The sequence below is a fragment of the Burkholderia sp. USMB20 genome, assembly GCF_000949135.2.
Classification (GTDB): Bacteria; Pseudomonadota; Gammaproteobacteria; order Burkholderiales; family Burkholderiaceae; genus Burkholderia.
This window is the reverse complement of the sequence record NZ_JTAN02000021.1, coordinates 1,058,984-1,075,224: the sequence shown is the minus strand read 5'-3', so window position 1 is coordinate 1,075,224 and position 16,241 is coordinate 1,058,984. Positions and strand designations below refer to the sequence as shown.

Genomic DNA, 16,241 nt, shown 5'->3' with positions numbered 1-16,241 from the left:
GGAGACTCCGATGAGGCAGGCGGACGAGGAAGCGTTCCGGGGCGTGCCTGCCGCCCGAGCGACCCGAAACATTACAAAGCGAAAGATTTCGGATTCTAGATCGAAATGGGAATGATTATCAAATGAAAGGTGATGGAAAGTGATGCGGAAGGAACGGGGAGGGACACGGAGACGGGGCGTCGCGGCACGGGCGCAAGCGCGTAGAATGCCCGCTTCAACGAATTCGACGGAGCCGCACCGACCATGAACGATCAGCGCAAGAAGAACCCTGTCCGCAACGTGAGCATCCTGATCGTCGTGGTCGTGCTGTTCGTGATCGGGACGATCCTGTACAACGCGATCTCGCAGAAGCGTGCGTACGACGAGGCCCATCCGGCCGAGGCCGCGAGCGCCGCGTCGCACTGACGCCGACGCCGACGCCGACGCCGACGCCGACGCCGACGCCAACGCCAACGCCAACGCCAACGCCAACGCCAACGCCAACGCCAACGCCAACGCCAACGCGGATGCGCATGATCGCTTCGTGGCCCGGTCGGGCAGCCGGCGATGCGCGGAAACGGCGGGAAGGGTAGAAGCCGCGGCGGGCGATGCGCGAGGCGTCGCGCCGTGCCGGGGGAGACGCGGGCGCCGAAGCCGGCGCGCCGCATGCAAGGATCAGGTGTGCGTCATCGTGACGCAGGCGCAAACTTCGGGCGGATCCGAGCGTAGAACACGGCCGCGAGCAGCGCGAGCCATGCCGCACCGACGTAGAGCGCGACACGCGTATCCTCGAACCAGCCGAGCATCACGATCACGAAGCCCATGAACGCGATCGTCAGCGCGGGCGCGACGGGCCACAGCGGCACTTTGAACTTCAGCGCCGCGACTTCCGCGCTCGACAGGCGACGGCGCATCGCGACCTGCGACAGCAGGATCATCAGCCACACCCACACGGTCGCGAACGTCGCGATCGCCGCGACCACCAGGAACACGTCCTTCGGCATCAGGTAGTTGAGCAGCACGCCGACCAGCAGCGCGCCGGCCATCACGAGCACCGTGACCCACGGCACGCCGTGTCGCGACGTCGTCATCAGCACGCGCGGCGCCTGGCCCTGCCGCGCCATCCCGAACATCATCCGGCCCGCGCCGAAGATGTCGCTGTTGATCGCCGAGATCGCCGCGCTGATCACCACGAGGTTGAGGATCGTCGCGGCCGACTTCACGCCGAGCGCCGAGAAGATCTGCACGAACGGGCTGCCGTCGCTGCCGACGCCGGTCCACGGGCTGATCGACATCAGCACGACCATCGTCAGCACGTAGAACAGCAGGATGCGCGCGGGCACCGCGTTGATCGCGCGCGGAATCACGCGCTCCGGGTCCTTCGCCTCGCCGGCGCTCATCCCGATCACCTCGATGCCGCCGTACGCGAAGATCACGACTGACAGCGACGCGATCAACCCGCCGATCCCGTTCGGGAAGAAGCCGCCATGGTTCCACAGGTTCGCGAACGTCGGCACGTCGGCCGAATGGCCGAAATGCATGCCGCTCAGCAGGATCGCGCCGCCGCCGCCGATCATCGCGACGATCGCGCCGACCTTGATGATCGACAGCCAGAATTCGAGCTCGCCGAACACCTTCACGTGGCACAGGTTCAGCCCGCAGATGACCGCGACGACGCCGAGCACCCAGATCCATTGCGGGACATCCGGAAACCAGAAGCCCATGTAGATGCCGAACGCGGTGATGTCGGCGATCGCGACGATCACCATTTCGAGCGTGTAGGTCCAGCCGGTGACGAAGCCCGCGAACGGCCCGAGGTTTTCCGTCGCGTAGTGGCCGAACGAGCCGGCGACGGGCTCGCGCACGGCCATCTCGCCGAGCGCGCGCATCACCATGTAGACGGCCGCGCCGCCCAGGATATAGGCCAGGATCACCGCCGGGCCCGCGAGCTGGATCGCGGACGCCGAGCCGTAGAACAGGCCGGTGCCGATCGCCGAGCCCAGCGCGAGAAAGCGGATGTGCCGCGCGCTCAGGTGGCGCTGCAAGTTTTTCATCGAGTCTCCGATATCGTTTTATGCGACGGACCGGGCAAGCGGGGCCGGTCCCGATGGCTCAAGTTGTCTATACAACTTAAATGTGAACGAATGATAACAAGCCGGGCCATGTGACCGGAATCGGGTATTCCCTGACTGGCGCAACCAGCGGAATCGGGCGTGGGGCCATCGCGCGGCGGGCGCGCGGGCCCTGTGGGGCGTGCGGGGCGGGCGGGGCATGCGTCGGAAGGGGATTGCGGGAGCGGGGCGCGCCGCCGGCCGGCCTGCATGCGCGGGCGGCCGGTGGCGGGACAACTTCATGCCGTCATGCGGGCAGGCGAATGACGCTTGCGTCCTTGCGGATCAGCAGCGACGACGCGAGCATCTGCTTGCACTGGTGCGCGAGCACCTTCAGGTCGTGCGTGAGCTCGGCGCCCACCGCGTCGGATTTTTCCGCGGACACGACCATCGCGTCGAGCTCGCGCGTGATCTGCTTCGTCGCGTCGAGCTGGTCGGCCGGCGGCGGCTCGCCGGCTTCCGCCTTCTCGAGATTCTCGAGCACGGCGGACAGGCCGCGGCGCAGCGCATCGTCGTGGACGAGGTGCGCGTCGGCCGCGCATGCGCTTCGGATCAGCGGTGCGGCGGCGGTGATCTGCGCGCCGAGCACGTGCGTCTGCACGAGCAGGTCGTTCAGTTCGGGCACGAAGCGCTGGTGCGCCTTCGGCTCGATCATCATCCGCTGGAACGCCTGGCCGAGGTTCGCGAACGCGATGTGCACGTCCTTGCGCGCGAGGCGGTAGCGGTAGTCGTCGTCGAGGGCGGCGGCCGGTGTCTCGATCGCCGCGGCGACGACCGGCACGACGGCCGCGCCGTCGGCGGCCGGCACCGGCGGCGGCGATGCACCGCGCCCGGCGCGCCAGACGGCCTCGAAATACTTGCGGGTCGACGTCAGCATGTCGGTGACGAGCTTGCCCATCAGCCGGTATTCCCAGTACGGGAACAGGCGGCTCGCGGCGATCGCGATCATGCAGCCGACCACCGTGTCGATCGCGCGCTCGCCGATGATCCGCATGCTGCCCGGCGCGAGCAGGTGGAACATCAGCAGTACATAAGACGACGTGAATACGACGCTCGCCGCGTAGTTGAACAGAAGCAGGCTGTAGCTCATCACCATCGACCCGAACATGATCGCGATCAGCAGGTGCGGCTCCTTGACCGTGTAGATCAGCGCGATGCTCGCCGCGCAGCCGATCAGCGTGCCGACGATACGCTGGGCGTTGCGCTGCTTGGTGAGCGAGTAGCCGGGCTTCAGGATGATGATGGTCGTCATCACGATCCAGTACGCGTTCGTGAGCGGCAGCAGCCGGCCGAGCCAGAAGCCGACCGCGACCGCGATCGTCACGCGCAGCGCGTGGCGGAAGCTCGGCGAGCGCATGTTCAGGTTCGAGAAGATCAGCAGCGGCGACATCCGGCGCCGCTGCAGGAAGCGCGTGAGCGCCTTGTCGATCTTCAGTTCGGTCTGCTGCGGGTCGGCATGGCCCGACAGGTTGCGGCGCATCCGGTCGATCAGGCGCGTCGCGCTCCAGATGCGCCGGAACGTCGCGAGCACGGCCGCGTAGGCTTCCGCGTTGGTGGCCGGGAAGCTCTTCTTGCGCATCAGCTCGATCTCGTACTCGATCGCGCGCAGTTCGGCCTTCACGCTGATGCGCGAATGCGGCGCGCGGTTCTCGAGCACCGCGAGACCGATCTCCTCGAGATCGGCGGCCGCCTTGCAGATCAGGTCGCGATAGAAAATGATCAGGTCGGAGCCGCCGAACGTGTTGCGTATGAGCGGGTAGTCGGTGTGTGCGCCAACGAACAGTTCGTGCAGGTCGACGCTGTTGATGAACAGGTTGTACATCGTCGCGCGGCCGGGATCGAGCTTGCCGCGGCGCAGCTTCGGCAGGTTGCGCAACACGATGTCGCGCGCGGTTTCCTGCGTTTCGACCGCGGTGATCTGCTTCGCGACGAGATTGCGGTAGCACTCGTCGAGATCGGCGTCGAGATCGTAGAACCGCGCGCGCGCGAGCAGGTAGTCGGCGCACGCGAACAGGCTTTCGGCGAGCGCCTGCTGCTCGATCCGGCGCGCCTGCCATTGCGACACGAGCGTCGCCCAGTACGTGTACCAGAGGCCGCCCGCGAGAATCCAGCCGGCATTGATGAACGCCTGCAGCGGCGTGAACTTCTCCTCGAGCGTCATCACCATCATGAACAGCGTCGCGAAGCTGATCTGCGGCCAGCGGTTGCCGTAGACGACGATCAGCGACAGCACGAACGTGAGCGGCACGATCGTCAGCCACAGCGCAAAGATGTTCGGCGTGGCGAGGCCGGTCGCGAGCGCGGCCAGGAAGCCGATCACGCTGCACGCGAGCATTTCGTTGTGCTTGTACTTCAGCGGGCCCGGCATGTCGACGACGCACGCGCCGAGCGCGCCGGTCGAGATCGTGAAGCCGAGCTCCCGGTTGTGAAACACGATCAGGCACAGCACGGCCGGCAGCGATACGCCGACCGCGATCCGCAGGCCGCCGAAAAAGTACTGGCTGTAGAAAAACTTTCTGATTTCGACCGAATAGCGCATCGATGGGCTGAATGACAGACGAAGACGCCCGGGGCGGCGTATTGACTGGCGACGAGTCTATCGTATTTCGCGGTCCGCAAAACCTGGCCGTTCGGACGACGTTCATCGCGACGGCCCTTTTGCTATCCTTGGTGCTCCCGTTCGCCCGGCCCGTCCGGCGCGAGGCTCCGACACCCGCTTCATGCTCCATCTCTTCTATTCGAACCGTCACGAGACGCTGGCCGACGCGCTGCTCGACGACCTGGCCGCGTTCCCGGCCCGCAACGGCCCGTGGGCGCCGCAGCAGGTCATCGTGCCGAGCGCGGCGCTGCGCCGCCGTCTGGAACTCGACATCGCCGCGCGCCACGGCGTGTGCGCGAACGTCGAGTTCACGTATCTCGCGCAATGGCTGTGGGCGCAGATCGGCCGCGTGCTGACGGTGCCGGCGCGCTCGCCGTTCGCACCCGATCGCCTCGTGTGGCGCTGCTACCGGCTGTTCGCGCAGGGCGCGGGCGGCGCGCCGTGGCTCGCGTCGCCGCGGCTGGCCGCGTATCTGTCCGCGTCCGACGATGCAATGCGCTATGAGCTCGCGCAGCGCGTCGCGGCCGTGCTCGATCATTACCTGACTTACCGGCCCGAATGGCTGGCCGCGTGGCAGGCCGGCGAATCGGTGCTCGCGGGCGACGCCGCGCCGCGCGGGATCAGCGACGCCGCACGCGACGACGAGCGCTGGCAGGCCGCCCTGTGGCGCGCGCTGCTCGCGGAGCTGAGCGACAGCGGCACGCCGCCCGCGCATCGCTTCCTCGTGGAGGCGCGCAACCTCGATCCCGAAACCGTCCCGCGTGCCGACTGGCCGGAATCGGTCAGCGTGTTCGCGCTGCCGACGATGCCGCCGCTGCACGTCGCGCTGCTGCGCGAGCTGTCGCGCTGGATCGACGTGCGCGTCTATGCGCTCAACCCGTGCCGCGAATTCTGGTTCGACATCGTCACCGCCGCGCATGCCGAGGCGCTCGACGCGGCCGGCCGGCTCGACTACCAGGAAGTCGGCCATCCGCTGCTCGCCGAGTGGGGCCGGCAGACGCAGGCGCAGCTGCACATGTTGCACGAACTGACTGAAAGCGCCGCGTCGGGCGATGCGTCGCGTTTCGTCGGGAATCCCGCGCCGACCTGGCTTGCGCGCGTACAGAACGCGATCCTCGACCTGCAGCCGGAGGCCGCGCTCGGCGAAGCGCCGGTCGAGCGCGGGATCGAGGTGCACGTGTGCCACAGCCTCGCGCGCCAGCTCGAGGTGCTGCACGACCGCCTGCTCGCGTGGTTCGATGCGGACGCGACGCTGCAGCCGTCCGACGTGCTGGTGGCGGTCGCCGATCTAGCCGCGGCCGGGCCGCTGATCGATGCCGTGTTCGGCACGGCGGGCGCCGGCGGCGCGCGCGTGCCTTACCGGATCACCGGCCTGCCGCCGTCGCAGGCGAACCCGGTCGCGCGCGTGCTGCTCGAATGGCTCGCGTTGCCGGAACGGCAGGTCGGCGCGCCGGAGCTGGTCGAATGGCTGCGCGTCGACGCGGTGGCGGCCCGTTACGGCATCGACGCGGCCGCGCTCGAGACGGTGCAGACCTGGCTCGCGGCCGCCGGCGCGCGGCGCGGGCTGTCGCCGACGGCGAGCGACGATGCGGCGGTGCCTGCGCCGCGCCATACGTTTTCCGATGCGCTCGCGCGGCTGTTCCTCGGCTATGCGATGCCCGAAGGCGCGGCACCGGTCGGCGCGTGGCTGCCGATCGAGGCGGCCACCGGCAGCGAGGCCGAACTGCTCGGCCGGCTCGCGCGCTTCACGGACGATCTCGACGGCTTCTCGCGACGGCTTGCCGACGCACACACGCCGCGCGCATGGAGCGAACTGTTCGCCGACACGCTCGCACGGTTCTTCGACTCAGGCGCCGCGTATGCCGATGCGCTCTCGGGCGTGCGCGACGCGCTCGACGCGATGCTCGCCGCGATGACGGAAGGCGCGCCCGACGAGGCGTTGCCCGCGGCCGTCGTGCGCGCGGGGCTGGCCGCCGCGCTCGACGATCCGGCGCGCGGCGGGGTGCCGTGGGGCGGCGTCACGTTCTCGTCGCTGACGAGCTTGCGCGGGCTGCCGTACCGCGTCGTGTGCCTGCTCGGGATGGACGACGGCGTGCTGCCGAGCCTCGCCCGCGCGGACGAGTTCGACCTGATGGCCGTGTTGCCGAAGCTCGGCGACCGGCAGCGCCGCGACGACGAGCGCAACCTGTTCCTCGACCTGCTGCTCGCCGCGCGCGACCGGCTGCTGATTGCGTATACGGGGCGCAGCATTCGCGACAACGCGCCGTTGCCGCCCGCGGCGCTCGTCGACGAACTGCTCGACCATCTCGCGCTCGTCACGGCCGGCGAGGACGCCGCGCCGGACGCGGTCGATGCCGCGCGGCGCGCGTTCATCGTCGAACATCCGCTGCAACCGTTCGCGGCCGAGTATTTCCGGCCCGGCAGCGAACTGGCTTCGTACGACGCCGAGCGCGCGACACTCGCGTCGCTGCTGGCAGCCGAAGCCGCGCGCGACGCGACGCGCGAGCAGCCGTTTTTCGCGCAGCCGCTGCCGGCCGAGCCGGTCGAGCCCGTCGCGTTCAGCGAATTCGAACGGTTCTGGCGGCATCCGGCCCGCGCGCTGCTGCGTGCGCGGCTCGGCATCGTGCTGTCCGACGCGCAGGCCGAACTGCTCGATACCGAACCGTTCGCGCTCGACTTCGCGGGCAGCGACGCGCTCGCCGAGCGCGTGCTGCCGCTTTTGATCGAATCGGACGAAGGCGGCGTGCACGATCATGCGCTGCGCATCGCGGACGCCAGCCCGGAACTGCCGGGCGGCGCGACGGGCGCGGTGTGGCGCGACCAGGCGCTCGGCTCGATGACGCAGCTTGCGTCGAACGTGCGGCGCGCGCTGGCCGACGGCATGGAACGGCGGCCGTTCGCGCTCGCGATCGCGCCCGCATGGCCCGACACCGACCACGCGCTGTTCGGCGCCGACGACGCGATGCTGTCGCGCGATGCGGTGAGTGCACCGCTCGAGCTGCACGGCACGCTGAACCGGCTGACGCCGGCCGGCCAGATCATCTATCGCTATGCACGGCCGAGCGCGCGCGACTACCTGTCCGCGTGGCTCGCGCATCTCGTCTATTGCGCGGTGGAGCCCGAGGGTCCGCGCCGCACGCTGTGGTTCGGCAGCGGCGGCGCCTTCGAGCTGACGCCGGTCGCGGCGCCGCTCGAGCACCTCGCGCCGCTGGCCGCGCTGTTTCGCGCGGGGCGGCGCATGCCGCTGCGCTTCTTCCCGCGCAGCGCATGGGCGTGCGTGTCCGACGGCGAGGCGAAGGCCGCGAGCGTATGGATCAACGAGCGCGTGGTGAGCGAAGCCGACGATCCGGCCATCGCGATCGCATGGCGCGGCGCGCATCCGTCGCTCGACGAGCCGTTCGGCACGCTCGCGCGGCTCGTGTTCGAGCCGATGCTGGAACACCTGAAGGAGGTCGCATGAGCGCCGCATCCCAGCCGCAGGCGGCGCTCGAACTCGACGTGTTCGCGTGCCCGCTCGACGGCGTCAACCAGATCGAGGCGTCGGCCGGTACCGGCAAGACCTGGAACATTTGCGCGCTTTACGTGCGCCTGTTGCTGGAGAAGGATCTCGGCGCGGACGAAATCCTCGTCGTGACCTTCACGAAGGCGGCGACGGCCGAATTGCACGAGCGGATCCGCGGCCGGCTGGCGCAGCTCGCCCATGCGCTCGATACCGGTGACGACGGCGGCGATCCGTTCGTCGCGCGCCTGCTCGAGACGACGCTCGGCACAGCCGGCGCGCTCGACCCCGAGACTGCCGCGAAGCGGATCCGGCGTGCGTTGCGCGCATTCGACCAGGCGGCGATCCACACGATCCACGCGTTCTGCCAGCGTGCGCTGCAGGAAGCGCCGTTCGCGGCCGCGATGCCGTTCGCGTTCGACATGCAGGCCGACGATGCGGCGCTGCGCTTCGAGCTTGCGGCCGACTTCTGGCGCACGCGTGTCGAACCGATGGCCGCACGCTGGCCGGGCTTCGCGACGTGGCTCGTCGATTCGGGCGCGGGGCCTGCCGCGCTCGACGCGCAGCTGGCACGCCGGCTGAAGAAGCCGCTCGCCGCACTGCGCTGGGACGGCGTCGTCGAACCGGACGAATCGGCCGAGGCCGCTGCCGCCGAGTGCTTTGCGGAGGCCGCACGGATGTGGGCCGCCGAGCGCGACGCGATCGATGCGTTGCTGCGCACCGCGCAGCCCGCGCTCAACCAGCGTTCGCACAAGCCCGACGCGCTCGCCGATGCGCTCGCAGCATGGTCCGCGCATTTCGCGCAGGGCAATGCCGCGGCCGCGCTGCCGAAGGCGGCGCTCAAGCTCACGCGCACCGCGCTCGTGAAAGCGACGAAAAAGGGCGGCGCAACGCCCGAGCATGCGTTCTTCGATGTCGCCGATGCGCTCGAAGCGGCGGTGGCCGCGGCCGAGGCCGCGCAGCGCGCGCGCTGGCTCGCGCTGATCGCCGACTGGCTCGACACCGCGCCGGGCGCGCTGGCCGAACGCAAGCGCACGCGCCGCGTCGTGTCGTTCGACGACCTGCTCGCGAACCTGTATCACGCGCTGCATGCGCATCCGTGGCTCGCCGAGACGCTGCGCGCGCGCTATCCGGCCGCGCTGATCGACGAATTCCAGGATACCGACCCGCTGCAGTTCGCGATCTTCGACCGGATCTTCGCGCCGGGCGGCCCGCTCTTTCTCGTCGGCGATCCGAAGCAGGCCATCTACAGTTTCCGTGCGGCGGATCTGCACACGTATCTCGCCGCGCGAGCCAGCGCGAGCGCGTGCTACACGCTCGCGGTCAACCAGCGCTCGACGCCGGCGATCGTCGATGCGTGCAACCGCTTCTTCATGTCGAACCCGCGCGCGTTCGTGCTCGACGGGCTCGACTATTACGCGGTGCGAGCCGGCACGCGCGTGCGCGCACCGTTCGTCGACGGCACCGATCCAGTCCCGGCCGGCGATTTCCGGATCTGGGCGCTGCCGGGCGGCGACGGCACGCTGCTCAAGCGCGACGCGCAGGCACAGGCCGCGCAGGCGTGCGCGGCCGAGATTGCCCGGCTGATGCGCGGCGCGCGCGAAGGGCATGTGCGGCTCGGGCGTACGCCGCTGTCGCCGGGCGACATCGCGGTGCTGGTGCAGACGCACCGGCAGGGCAGCCTCGTGAAGCGCGTGCTCGCGACGTGGGGCATCGGCAGCGTCGAGCTCGCGCAGGCGTCGGTGTTTTCGACCGGCGACGCGGAGCAGCTCGAGCGCGTGCTGGCGGCGATCGATGCGCCGGGCGACCTGCGGCGCCTGCGCGCGGCGCTGGCAGCCGACTGGTTCGGCCTCGATGCGGGTGCGCTGTGGCGAATGGAGCAGGGCGACGGCGACGCGTCGCGCGAAGCGGACGACAGTGCGGACGCGATGAGCTGGGTCGAGCGCTTCTCGCGTTATCGGCTGCTGTGGCGCGAACGCGGCTTCGCGGTGATGTGGCGCACGTTCACGCGCGAGTTGCGGATCGCCGAGCGGCTGATGGCCGGCGCGGACGGCGAACGCCGCGTGACCGACATCAACCATCTGGCCGAGCTGACGCAGGCGCGCGCGTCCGCGCAGCCGGGCATCGCGCCGACGCTGCGCTGGCTCGCCGCGCAACGGCTCGACGGCGGCGGCGAGGAAGCCCAGTTGCGTCTCGAATCCGATCGCAACCTCGTGCAGATCGTGACCGTGCACAAGTCGAAGGGCCTCGAATACGCGGTCGTGTTCTGTCCGTTCCTGAACGACGGCGGGCTGCGCGAGCCGCCCGCGTCGGCGCTGCCCGACGCCCGCGAGTATCACGACGACGCGGGCGACGCCGTGCTGCATTACGGGTGCGACGACGAGGCCGCCGAGCATGCCGCGCGCCAGGCGCTGCGCGAACAGGCGGCCGAACGCGCGCGGCTCGTCTACGTGGCGCTCACGCGCGCGGTCTATCGGTGCTATCTCGTCGCCGGGCCTTATCTGTCGTCGCGCTCGACCCGCGAGGCGCGGCGCAGCGTGCTGAACTGGCTCGTGGCCGGCGCCGGCCAGTCGTTCGACGCGTGGCTCGACGAGCCGCCCGACGAAGCGGCGCTCGACGCGGCGTGGCAAGCACTCGCGAGCGGGCCCGTGAGCGTTGCACCGTTGCCGGTGCCGGCGCGCCGTGAGCGGCTCGCGGCCGGGCACGATGCATCGCAGACACTCGCGGCACGTCATGCGACGCGCGTGTTGCGCGATGCGTGGCGGATGGCGAGCTTCAGTTCGCTGACCGCGTCGATGGCACGCGAGGAAGCAGGCGTCTCGCTCGTGCCGGACGACGAGCTGCGGCCCGATCACGATGCCCTTGCCGCCGTGGCGCCGGACGGCGCGTTCGTCGTGGCCGACACGGCGGCGGTCGAGCCGCCGGACGACGACATCCTCGTGTTTCCGCGCGGTGCGGCAGCGGGTGAATGCCTGCACCGCCTGTTCGAACTCAGCCGGTTCACCGAGCCCGATTCGTGGCACCGGGCGGCGCTCGGCGCGCTGCACGACCGGCCGGTCGAGGCCGAGCCCGAACTCGCGACGCGCCTGCCGGCGATGATGGCGCGGCTCGTCGGCGATGTCGTGCGCACGGAGCTCGTGCCGGGCATGCGGCTTGCGGATCTCGATCCCGCCAGGCGGCTCGACGAAATGGGTTTCCTGTTTCCGGCGCCGTCGCTCGAGCTGGGCGCGCTGCGCCGGCTGCTGGTCGCGCACGGCTATCCGGACGTTGCGCTGGACGCGGGCATGCTCGCCGGTTTCATCAAGGGTTTCATCGACATGATCGTCGAACACGACGGCCGCTTCTGGATCGTCGACTGGAAGTCGAACCACCTCGGCAATACGCCGGATGCCTATGGTCCGCGCGCGCTCGACGTCGCGATGGCCGATCACGCGTATCACCTGCAGGCACTGCTCTATACGGTCGCGCTGCATCGCTATCTGCGCGGGCGGCTGCCCGACTATGACTACGACACGCACATGGCGGGCTACCTGTACCTGTTCGTGCGCGGCGTGCGGCCCGGCTGGCGCAGCGGCGGCGAACCGGCCGGCGTGCATGCGCGGCGGCCCGCGCGCGAACTCGTCGACGCGCTCGACCGGATGATGGAAGGGGGCCGCGCATGAACGTCACCGACGATACGCTCGAATTCACCGGTGGCCTCGTCGCGCGCCTGCCTGAGCCCGCGGATTTCGGCATCGCGCTCGCGGAAGGGTTCGCGCGGCGCATTGGCGACCTGTCGCGCCGCGCGGGTGCGCCGGCCGCGGCCGCGCGCTGGGCGGCGCGCGCCGCGTTCGCGACGAGCCGGGCGACCGCGGGCGGTCACGTGTGCGTGTCGCTCGGCGCGCTCGCGCAACGCTACGAGGAACCGGTCGACGACGTGCGCGCGGCGCTTGCCGCGAGCGGCGTGGTGGCGTTCGGCACGCTCGCGCGCGGCGACGAGCGGCCGCTGATCGTCGACCGGCTCGACCATCTGTATCTGTCGCGCTATTTCGACTACGAACGTCGGCTCGCCGATGCGCTCGTCGCGCAGGCCGGCGTCGCCGCGCCGGGCGACGCGCTGTCGCCGGACCGGTTGCGCGACAGTCTCGCGCGTTACTTCGGGCCCGCGACGGGCGACGTGGACTGGCAGCGCGTCGCGGCGATCGCTGCGCTGACGGGACGCGTGACGATTGTCAGCGGCGGCCCCGGCACCGGCAAGACGACGACCGTCGTCGGCGTGCTGGCGTGCCTGCTCGACGCGCATCCGGGCTTGCGCATCGCGCTGGCGGCACCGACCGGCAAGGCCGCGCAGCGGATGCAGGAAGCGCTGCACGCGCGGGCGGGCGACCTGCCGCCGGAACTTGCCGCGCGCCTGCCGGACACGTCGTACACGCTGCACCGCCTGCTGGGCGGCGGCGGCGCGGCGGGCTTCCGCCATCATCGCGACAATCCGTTGCCGTACGACCTGATCGTGGTCGACGAGGCGTCGATGATCGACGTCGCGCTCGCCGCGCATCTGCTCGATGCGCTCGCGCCCGGCGCTCGGCTCGTGTTGCTCGGCGACAAGGACCAGCTTGCCGCGGTCGAGGCCGGCGCCGTGTTCGCCGAACTCAGCGCCCGGCCGACGTTTACCGCCACGGCGCGCACGCGCATCGCGGACGCGCTCGGGATCGACGAAGCGGCTTTCGTCGCGGCGTTGCCGGTGCCGGACGGCGAGGCGGCGGGGGCGGCCGGGGCGGTTGCCGCGCCAATTCCAGCGCCAGCATCCGTTCCGTTACCGGCTGCTCCCGCGCGCAAGGCGTCGGCGCGGCGGAACGTGGATACGCGCCAGGCGTCGCTGTTCGACGACGAGCCGCAGGCTGAAGCGGTTTCGCCGGCCGATGCCGCGCCACCCGCGGCTTCGTTGCCGCCTGCGGCGCTTGCACCGACCGACACCGATCGCACCTCGGCGGCCACCGATCCTGCATGGATCGAGGCCGGCGAACTCGCGTGGCTCGACGCGGTCGAGCTCACGCCGTTCGATCCGGCCGCTGCGGGCGATTCGGCATGGGCGTCGACCGTTGCAACGCGCGCCGCCGAAGGCGTTGCCGCCGCGTCCCCCGCACCCGCACCGCTCGCGGACTGCGTCGTGTGGCTCGAACGCAATTACCGCTTCGGTCTCGATTCGGCGATCGGCCGCCTGTCGCTCGCGATCCGTCGCGGCGACGTGCAGGGCGCGCTCGACGCGTTGCCGACGGACGAGGCTGCGGCCGCGTCGTTTCATGACGATGCGGGCGACACGCTTGCGGCGTCGACCGTCGAGCGGCTCGCGCGCCGGTTCGGCGCCTACCTCGATGCGTTGCGCGCCGCGTTGTCCGCGCCGGTGCCCGACCCGTTGCCGTTGTTCGATGCGCTCAACCGCTTCCGGATCCTGTGCGCGACGCGCACGGGCTCGCGCGGCGCCGAGCACGTCAATGCGCTGGTGGCCACGCATGTGCGGCATGCCGCGCGCGTGCCGCTCGCGGTCGGCGCACACTGGTTCACCGGGCGGCCGATCATGGTGACGCGCAACGACTATGCGCTCGGGCTGTTCAACGGTGACATCGGCATCGCGCTGCCGGACGCGCACGGCGTGCTGCGCGTGTGGTTCCGCCGCGCGGACGGCTCCGCGCGCGCCGTGTCGCCTGCAGCGCTGCCGCCGCACGAAACGGCGTTCGCGCTGACCGTCCACAAATCGCAAGGCTCCGAATTCGACGAGGCCGCGCTCGTGCTGCCGGCGTCGTTCAGCCGCGTGCTCACGCGCGAACTCGTCTATACGGCCGTCACGCGCGCGCGTGCGCGCGTGCAGGTGATCGGCCCGCGGCGTGTGCTGGCGCAGGCGGTCGCGACGCGCACGCAACGCGATTCGGGCCTCGCGGCCCGCGTCGACGAGGCGCTCGCGCGGCGCCGCAAGGAGACGTCGCGATGATGATCCGCTACACGCTCGATCCGGCCGAAGTCGAATGGACCGCCGTGCGCGCGCAGGGCGCGGGCGGCCAGAACGTCAACAAGGTATCGAGCGCGATTCACCTGCGCTTCGACATCCGCGCGTCGTCGCTGCCGCCCGTCATCAAGGAGCGGCTGCTCGCGCTGTCCGACCAGCGCATCACGCGCGACGGCATCGTCGTGATCAAGTCGCAGGAATACCGCACGCAGGAGAAAAACCGCGAGGCAGCGCTCGCGCGGCTCGATGCGTTGATCGGCAGCGTCGCGTTCACGCCGCGCGCGCGCGTGGCGACACGGCCGACGCGCGCATCGAAGGAGCGGCGGCTCGAACACAAGTCGCGCCGCAGCGTGGTGAAATCCGGAAGAGGGAAGGTGATCGACTGACGGAAGATCGACCCGGCCGGCATGGCGGGCGCCGCCGCGCCCGTCAGCGCATCACGGTGCCCGCGCTGTCGAGCACGAAGTCGACGCAGAACACGACGAGGCGGCTTTGCGCACGAATGGCGACGGCCGCCGTGTAGCAGTCGCGGCCTTCGGTCAGCGAGAAGTGCGGGCCCATCAGCGCGACGCGCCCCGGCGCCGCGATCGCGCGCTGGAAGTACGGGCGCCGCGACCAGTTGCTGTGCGTCTCCGGGAACAGCGGTGCGAGCCGCGTGCCGCTCGCCTGGCCATCCTCGGGGCGCGCGCCGATCGACGGCAGGAACTGTTCGCCGATCTCGTCCGTGACGAACACGCGGCGCGCGGCCGGCACCGCGAATACGCGCTGCGCGGCGTCCTGCAGGTTGCCGCTCGCGGAAAAGGCAGCCGCGCCAGTGAGCACGAGCCGCTCGATCGCATCGAAGCCCGGTTGCTCGGCGATCGCCGGTGTATGCCGGCGCGCGATGAAGCGTTGCCACGCGGCGTCGAGCATCGCGGGCGCCGCGGCGCTCGCGTGCGCGATCGACGCATCGGGCTGGCCGAACTGGAAGCCCTGGACGAAATCGATATCGGCTTCCATCAGCGTCTGCAGCGCGTCGTCGCTTTCGACACCCTCCGCGAGCACCATCGCGCCGGCCTGGTGGAGCATCGATACCAGGTGATGCATGATGCGGCGATCGTCGGCCGACGCGTTCGCGCGCTCGACGAGCGAGCGATCGAGCTTGACGATATCGGGTCGCGCGCGCCACACGCGGTCGAAATTCGAGAATCCGGTGCCGAAATCGTCGATCGCGATCAGGAAGTCGCGATGCTGGATCATGTCGATCGTGCGGGCGAGCGCGGCTTCGTCGCGCGACGGCTGCTCGACGACTTCCAGCACGATGCGGTTCGGCGGCAGCGCGAAATGACGGCACAGCGCCTCGACGAATTCGCGCTGCACGAGGCCCGAATCGAGCACGCGTGGCGTCACGTTCAGGAACAGCCAGCCGTCGCCGATGCCCTGCGCGACGAAGTTGGCCGTATGCAGGCAGCGGGCGAGCCGGTCGAGCAGCAGCGCGTCGGCAGCGGCACGCGTCTTGTCGAACAGCGCGACCGGCGAAGCCAGCGTACCGTTCTCGTCCACGACGCGCAGCAGCGCTTCATAGCCGACCACGCGCTTGTGCGTGATCGACAGCACGGGTTGGAACACGCTGCGCAGCGTCGTGTCGCGATACGTGGCGATCCAGCCGCTGGGCGTCGGTGTCAGGCGTTCGAGCAGGGAATCGAGAGAGATGTCGCGGGCGGCCTTCATGTCAACGACGCCCTGGGGCGATCGGGGGACGGTATCGTGCGCGCCACGCAGAAGCCGTCGCACGCGCAGGTGGACGCGAAAGAACGTGGTGCATCGTGACCGCCTTCTGCGGATGAGTGTTACGAGTGTAACGGGAATGGCGCGGCGCGCGTATCAGGGTAACTCCAGACGCAAACGCTACACCGTCGCGTGGACCGGGCTGTCCGCCCGCAAGCGCGACACGCAAGGGCCGCCGGTCGTGCACGCGGCGACAGCGCCGCGTGTGCCGCGTGCATTGCGTGCGAAGAAGACCGGCGGATCGGGAAAACGGAAAAACGGGCAAGCCATGCGGCTGCATCGGCATCAGGTGAAAACGACCTGCGC

General features: G+C 70.2%; 8 protein-coding genes. 5 read left to right on the top strand and 3 right to left on the bottom strand.

Features of this window, described 5'->3' with window-relative positions; genetic code table 11:
• The first annotated feature begins 243 nt into the window (after nt 1–243).
• Nucleotides 244–405 (top strand): hypothetical protein, encoded by a 162-nt coding sequence (locus PL79_RS35110; protein ID WP_124487525.1) that lies wholly within the window; start codon nt 244–246, stop codon nt 403–405.
• Between the two features lie 260 nt (nt 406–665).
• Here PL79_RS35110 and PL79_RS35100 read toward each other — a convergent pair whose 3' ends face one another.
• On the bottom strand, nt 666–2,033 hold the full coding sequence (locus PL79_RS35100) for an amino acid permease (protein WP_044848020.1): 1,368 nt from the start codon (nt 2,031–2,033) through the stop codon (nt 666–668).
• 304 nt (nt 2,034–2,337) lie between these two features.
• Nucleotides 2,338–4,629 carry an FUSC family protein gene (locus PL79_RS35095; RefSeq protein ID WP_044848019.1) on the bottom strand — a complete coding sequence of 764 codons (2,292 nt, stop codon included), beginning with the start codon at nt 4,627–4,629 and terminating at the stop codon, nt 2,338–2,340.
• 181 nt (nt 4,630–4,810) lie between these two features.
• Here PL79_RS35095 and recC point away from each other — a divergent pair, with 181 nt between their 5' ends.
• From recC to arfB, 4 genes are read left to right on the top strand one after another with little or no spacing between them, the layout of a single operon-like run.
• On the top strand, nt 4,811–8,149 hold the full coding sequence (gene recC, locus PL79_RS35090; protein WP_044848018.1) for an exodeoxyribonuclease V subunit gamma: 3,339 nt from the start codon (nt 4,811–4,813) through the stop codon (nt 8,147–8,149).
• Entirely contained in the window at nt 8,146–11,850 is a 3,705-nt protein-coding gene (gene recB / locus PL79_RS35085) for an exodeoxyribonuclease V subunit beta (protein ID WP_044848017.1), read from the top strand. The genes recC and recB overlap by 4 nt, the downstream gene beginning before the upstream one ends.
• Nucleotides 11,847–14,153: an AAA family ATPase gene (locus PL79_RS35080; protein ID WP_044848016.1), complete on the top strand. Its 2,307-nt coding sequence runs from the start codon at nt 11,847–11,849 to the stop codon at nt 14,151–14,153. Before recB ends, PL79_RS35080 begins: the two co-directional genes overlap by 4 nt.
• Complete coding sequence (arfB, locus tag PL79_RS35075; RefSeq protein ID WP_044848015.1) at nt 14,150–14,554, top strand: alternative ribosome rescue aminoacyl-tRNA hydrolase ArfB; 405 nt, start codon at nt 14,150–14,152, stop codon at nt 14,552–14,554. Before PL79_RS35080 ends, arfB begins: the two co-directional genes overlap by 4 nt.
• A gap of 43 nt (nt 14,555–14,597) precedes the next feature.
• Here arfB and PL79_RS35070 read toward each other — a convergent pair whose 3' ends face one another.
• Nucleotides 14,598–15,878: an EAL domain-containing protein gene (locus PL79_RS35070; RefSeq protein WP_044848014.1), complete on the bottom strand. Its 1,281-nt coding sequence runs from the start codon at nt 15,876–15,878 to the stop codon at nt 14,598–14,600.
• Nucleotides 15,879–16,241: the final 363 nt, after the last annotated feature.

Coding starts and splice junctions, on each gene's coding strand:
- recB (WP_044848017.1), top strand. CDS start 8,146: ATGAGCGCCGCATCCCAGCCGCAGGCGGCGCTCGAACTCGACGTGTTC.
- PL79_RS35100 (WP_044848020.1), bottom strand. CDS start 2,033: ATGAAAAACTTGCAGCGCCACCTGAGCGCGCGGCACATCCGCTTTCTC.
- PL79_RS35070 (WP_044848014.1), bottom strand. CDS start 15,878: ATGAAGGCCGCCCGCGACATCTCTCTCGATTCCCTGCTCGAACGCCTG.
- recC (WP_044848018.1), top strand. CDS start 4,811: ATGCTCCATCTCTTCTATTCGAACCGTCACGAGACGCTGGCCGACGCG.
- PL79_RS35110 (WP_124487525.1), top strand. CDS start 244: ATGAACGATCAGCGCAAGAAGAACCCTGTCCGCAACGTGAGCATCCTG.
- PL79_RS35095 (WP_044848019.1), bottom strand. CDS start 4,629: ATGCGCTATTCGGTCGAAATCAGAAAGTTTTTCTACAGCCAGTACTTT.
- PL79_RS35080 (WP_044848016.1), top strand. CDS start 11,847: ATGAACGTCACCGACGATACGCTCGAATTCACCGGTGGCCTCGTCGCG.
- arfB (WP_044848015.1), top strand. CDS start 14,150: ATGATGATCCGCTACACGCTCGATCCGGCCGAAGTCGAATGGACCGCC.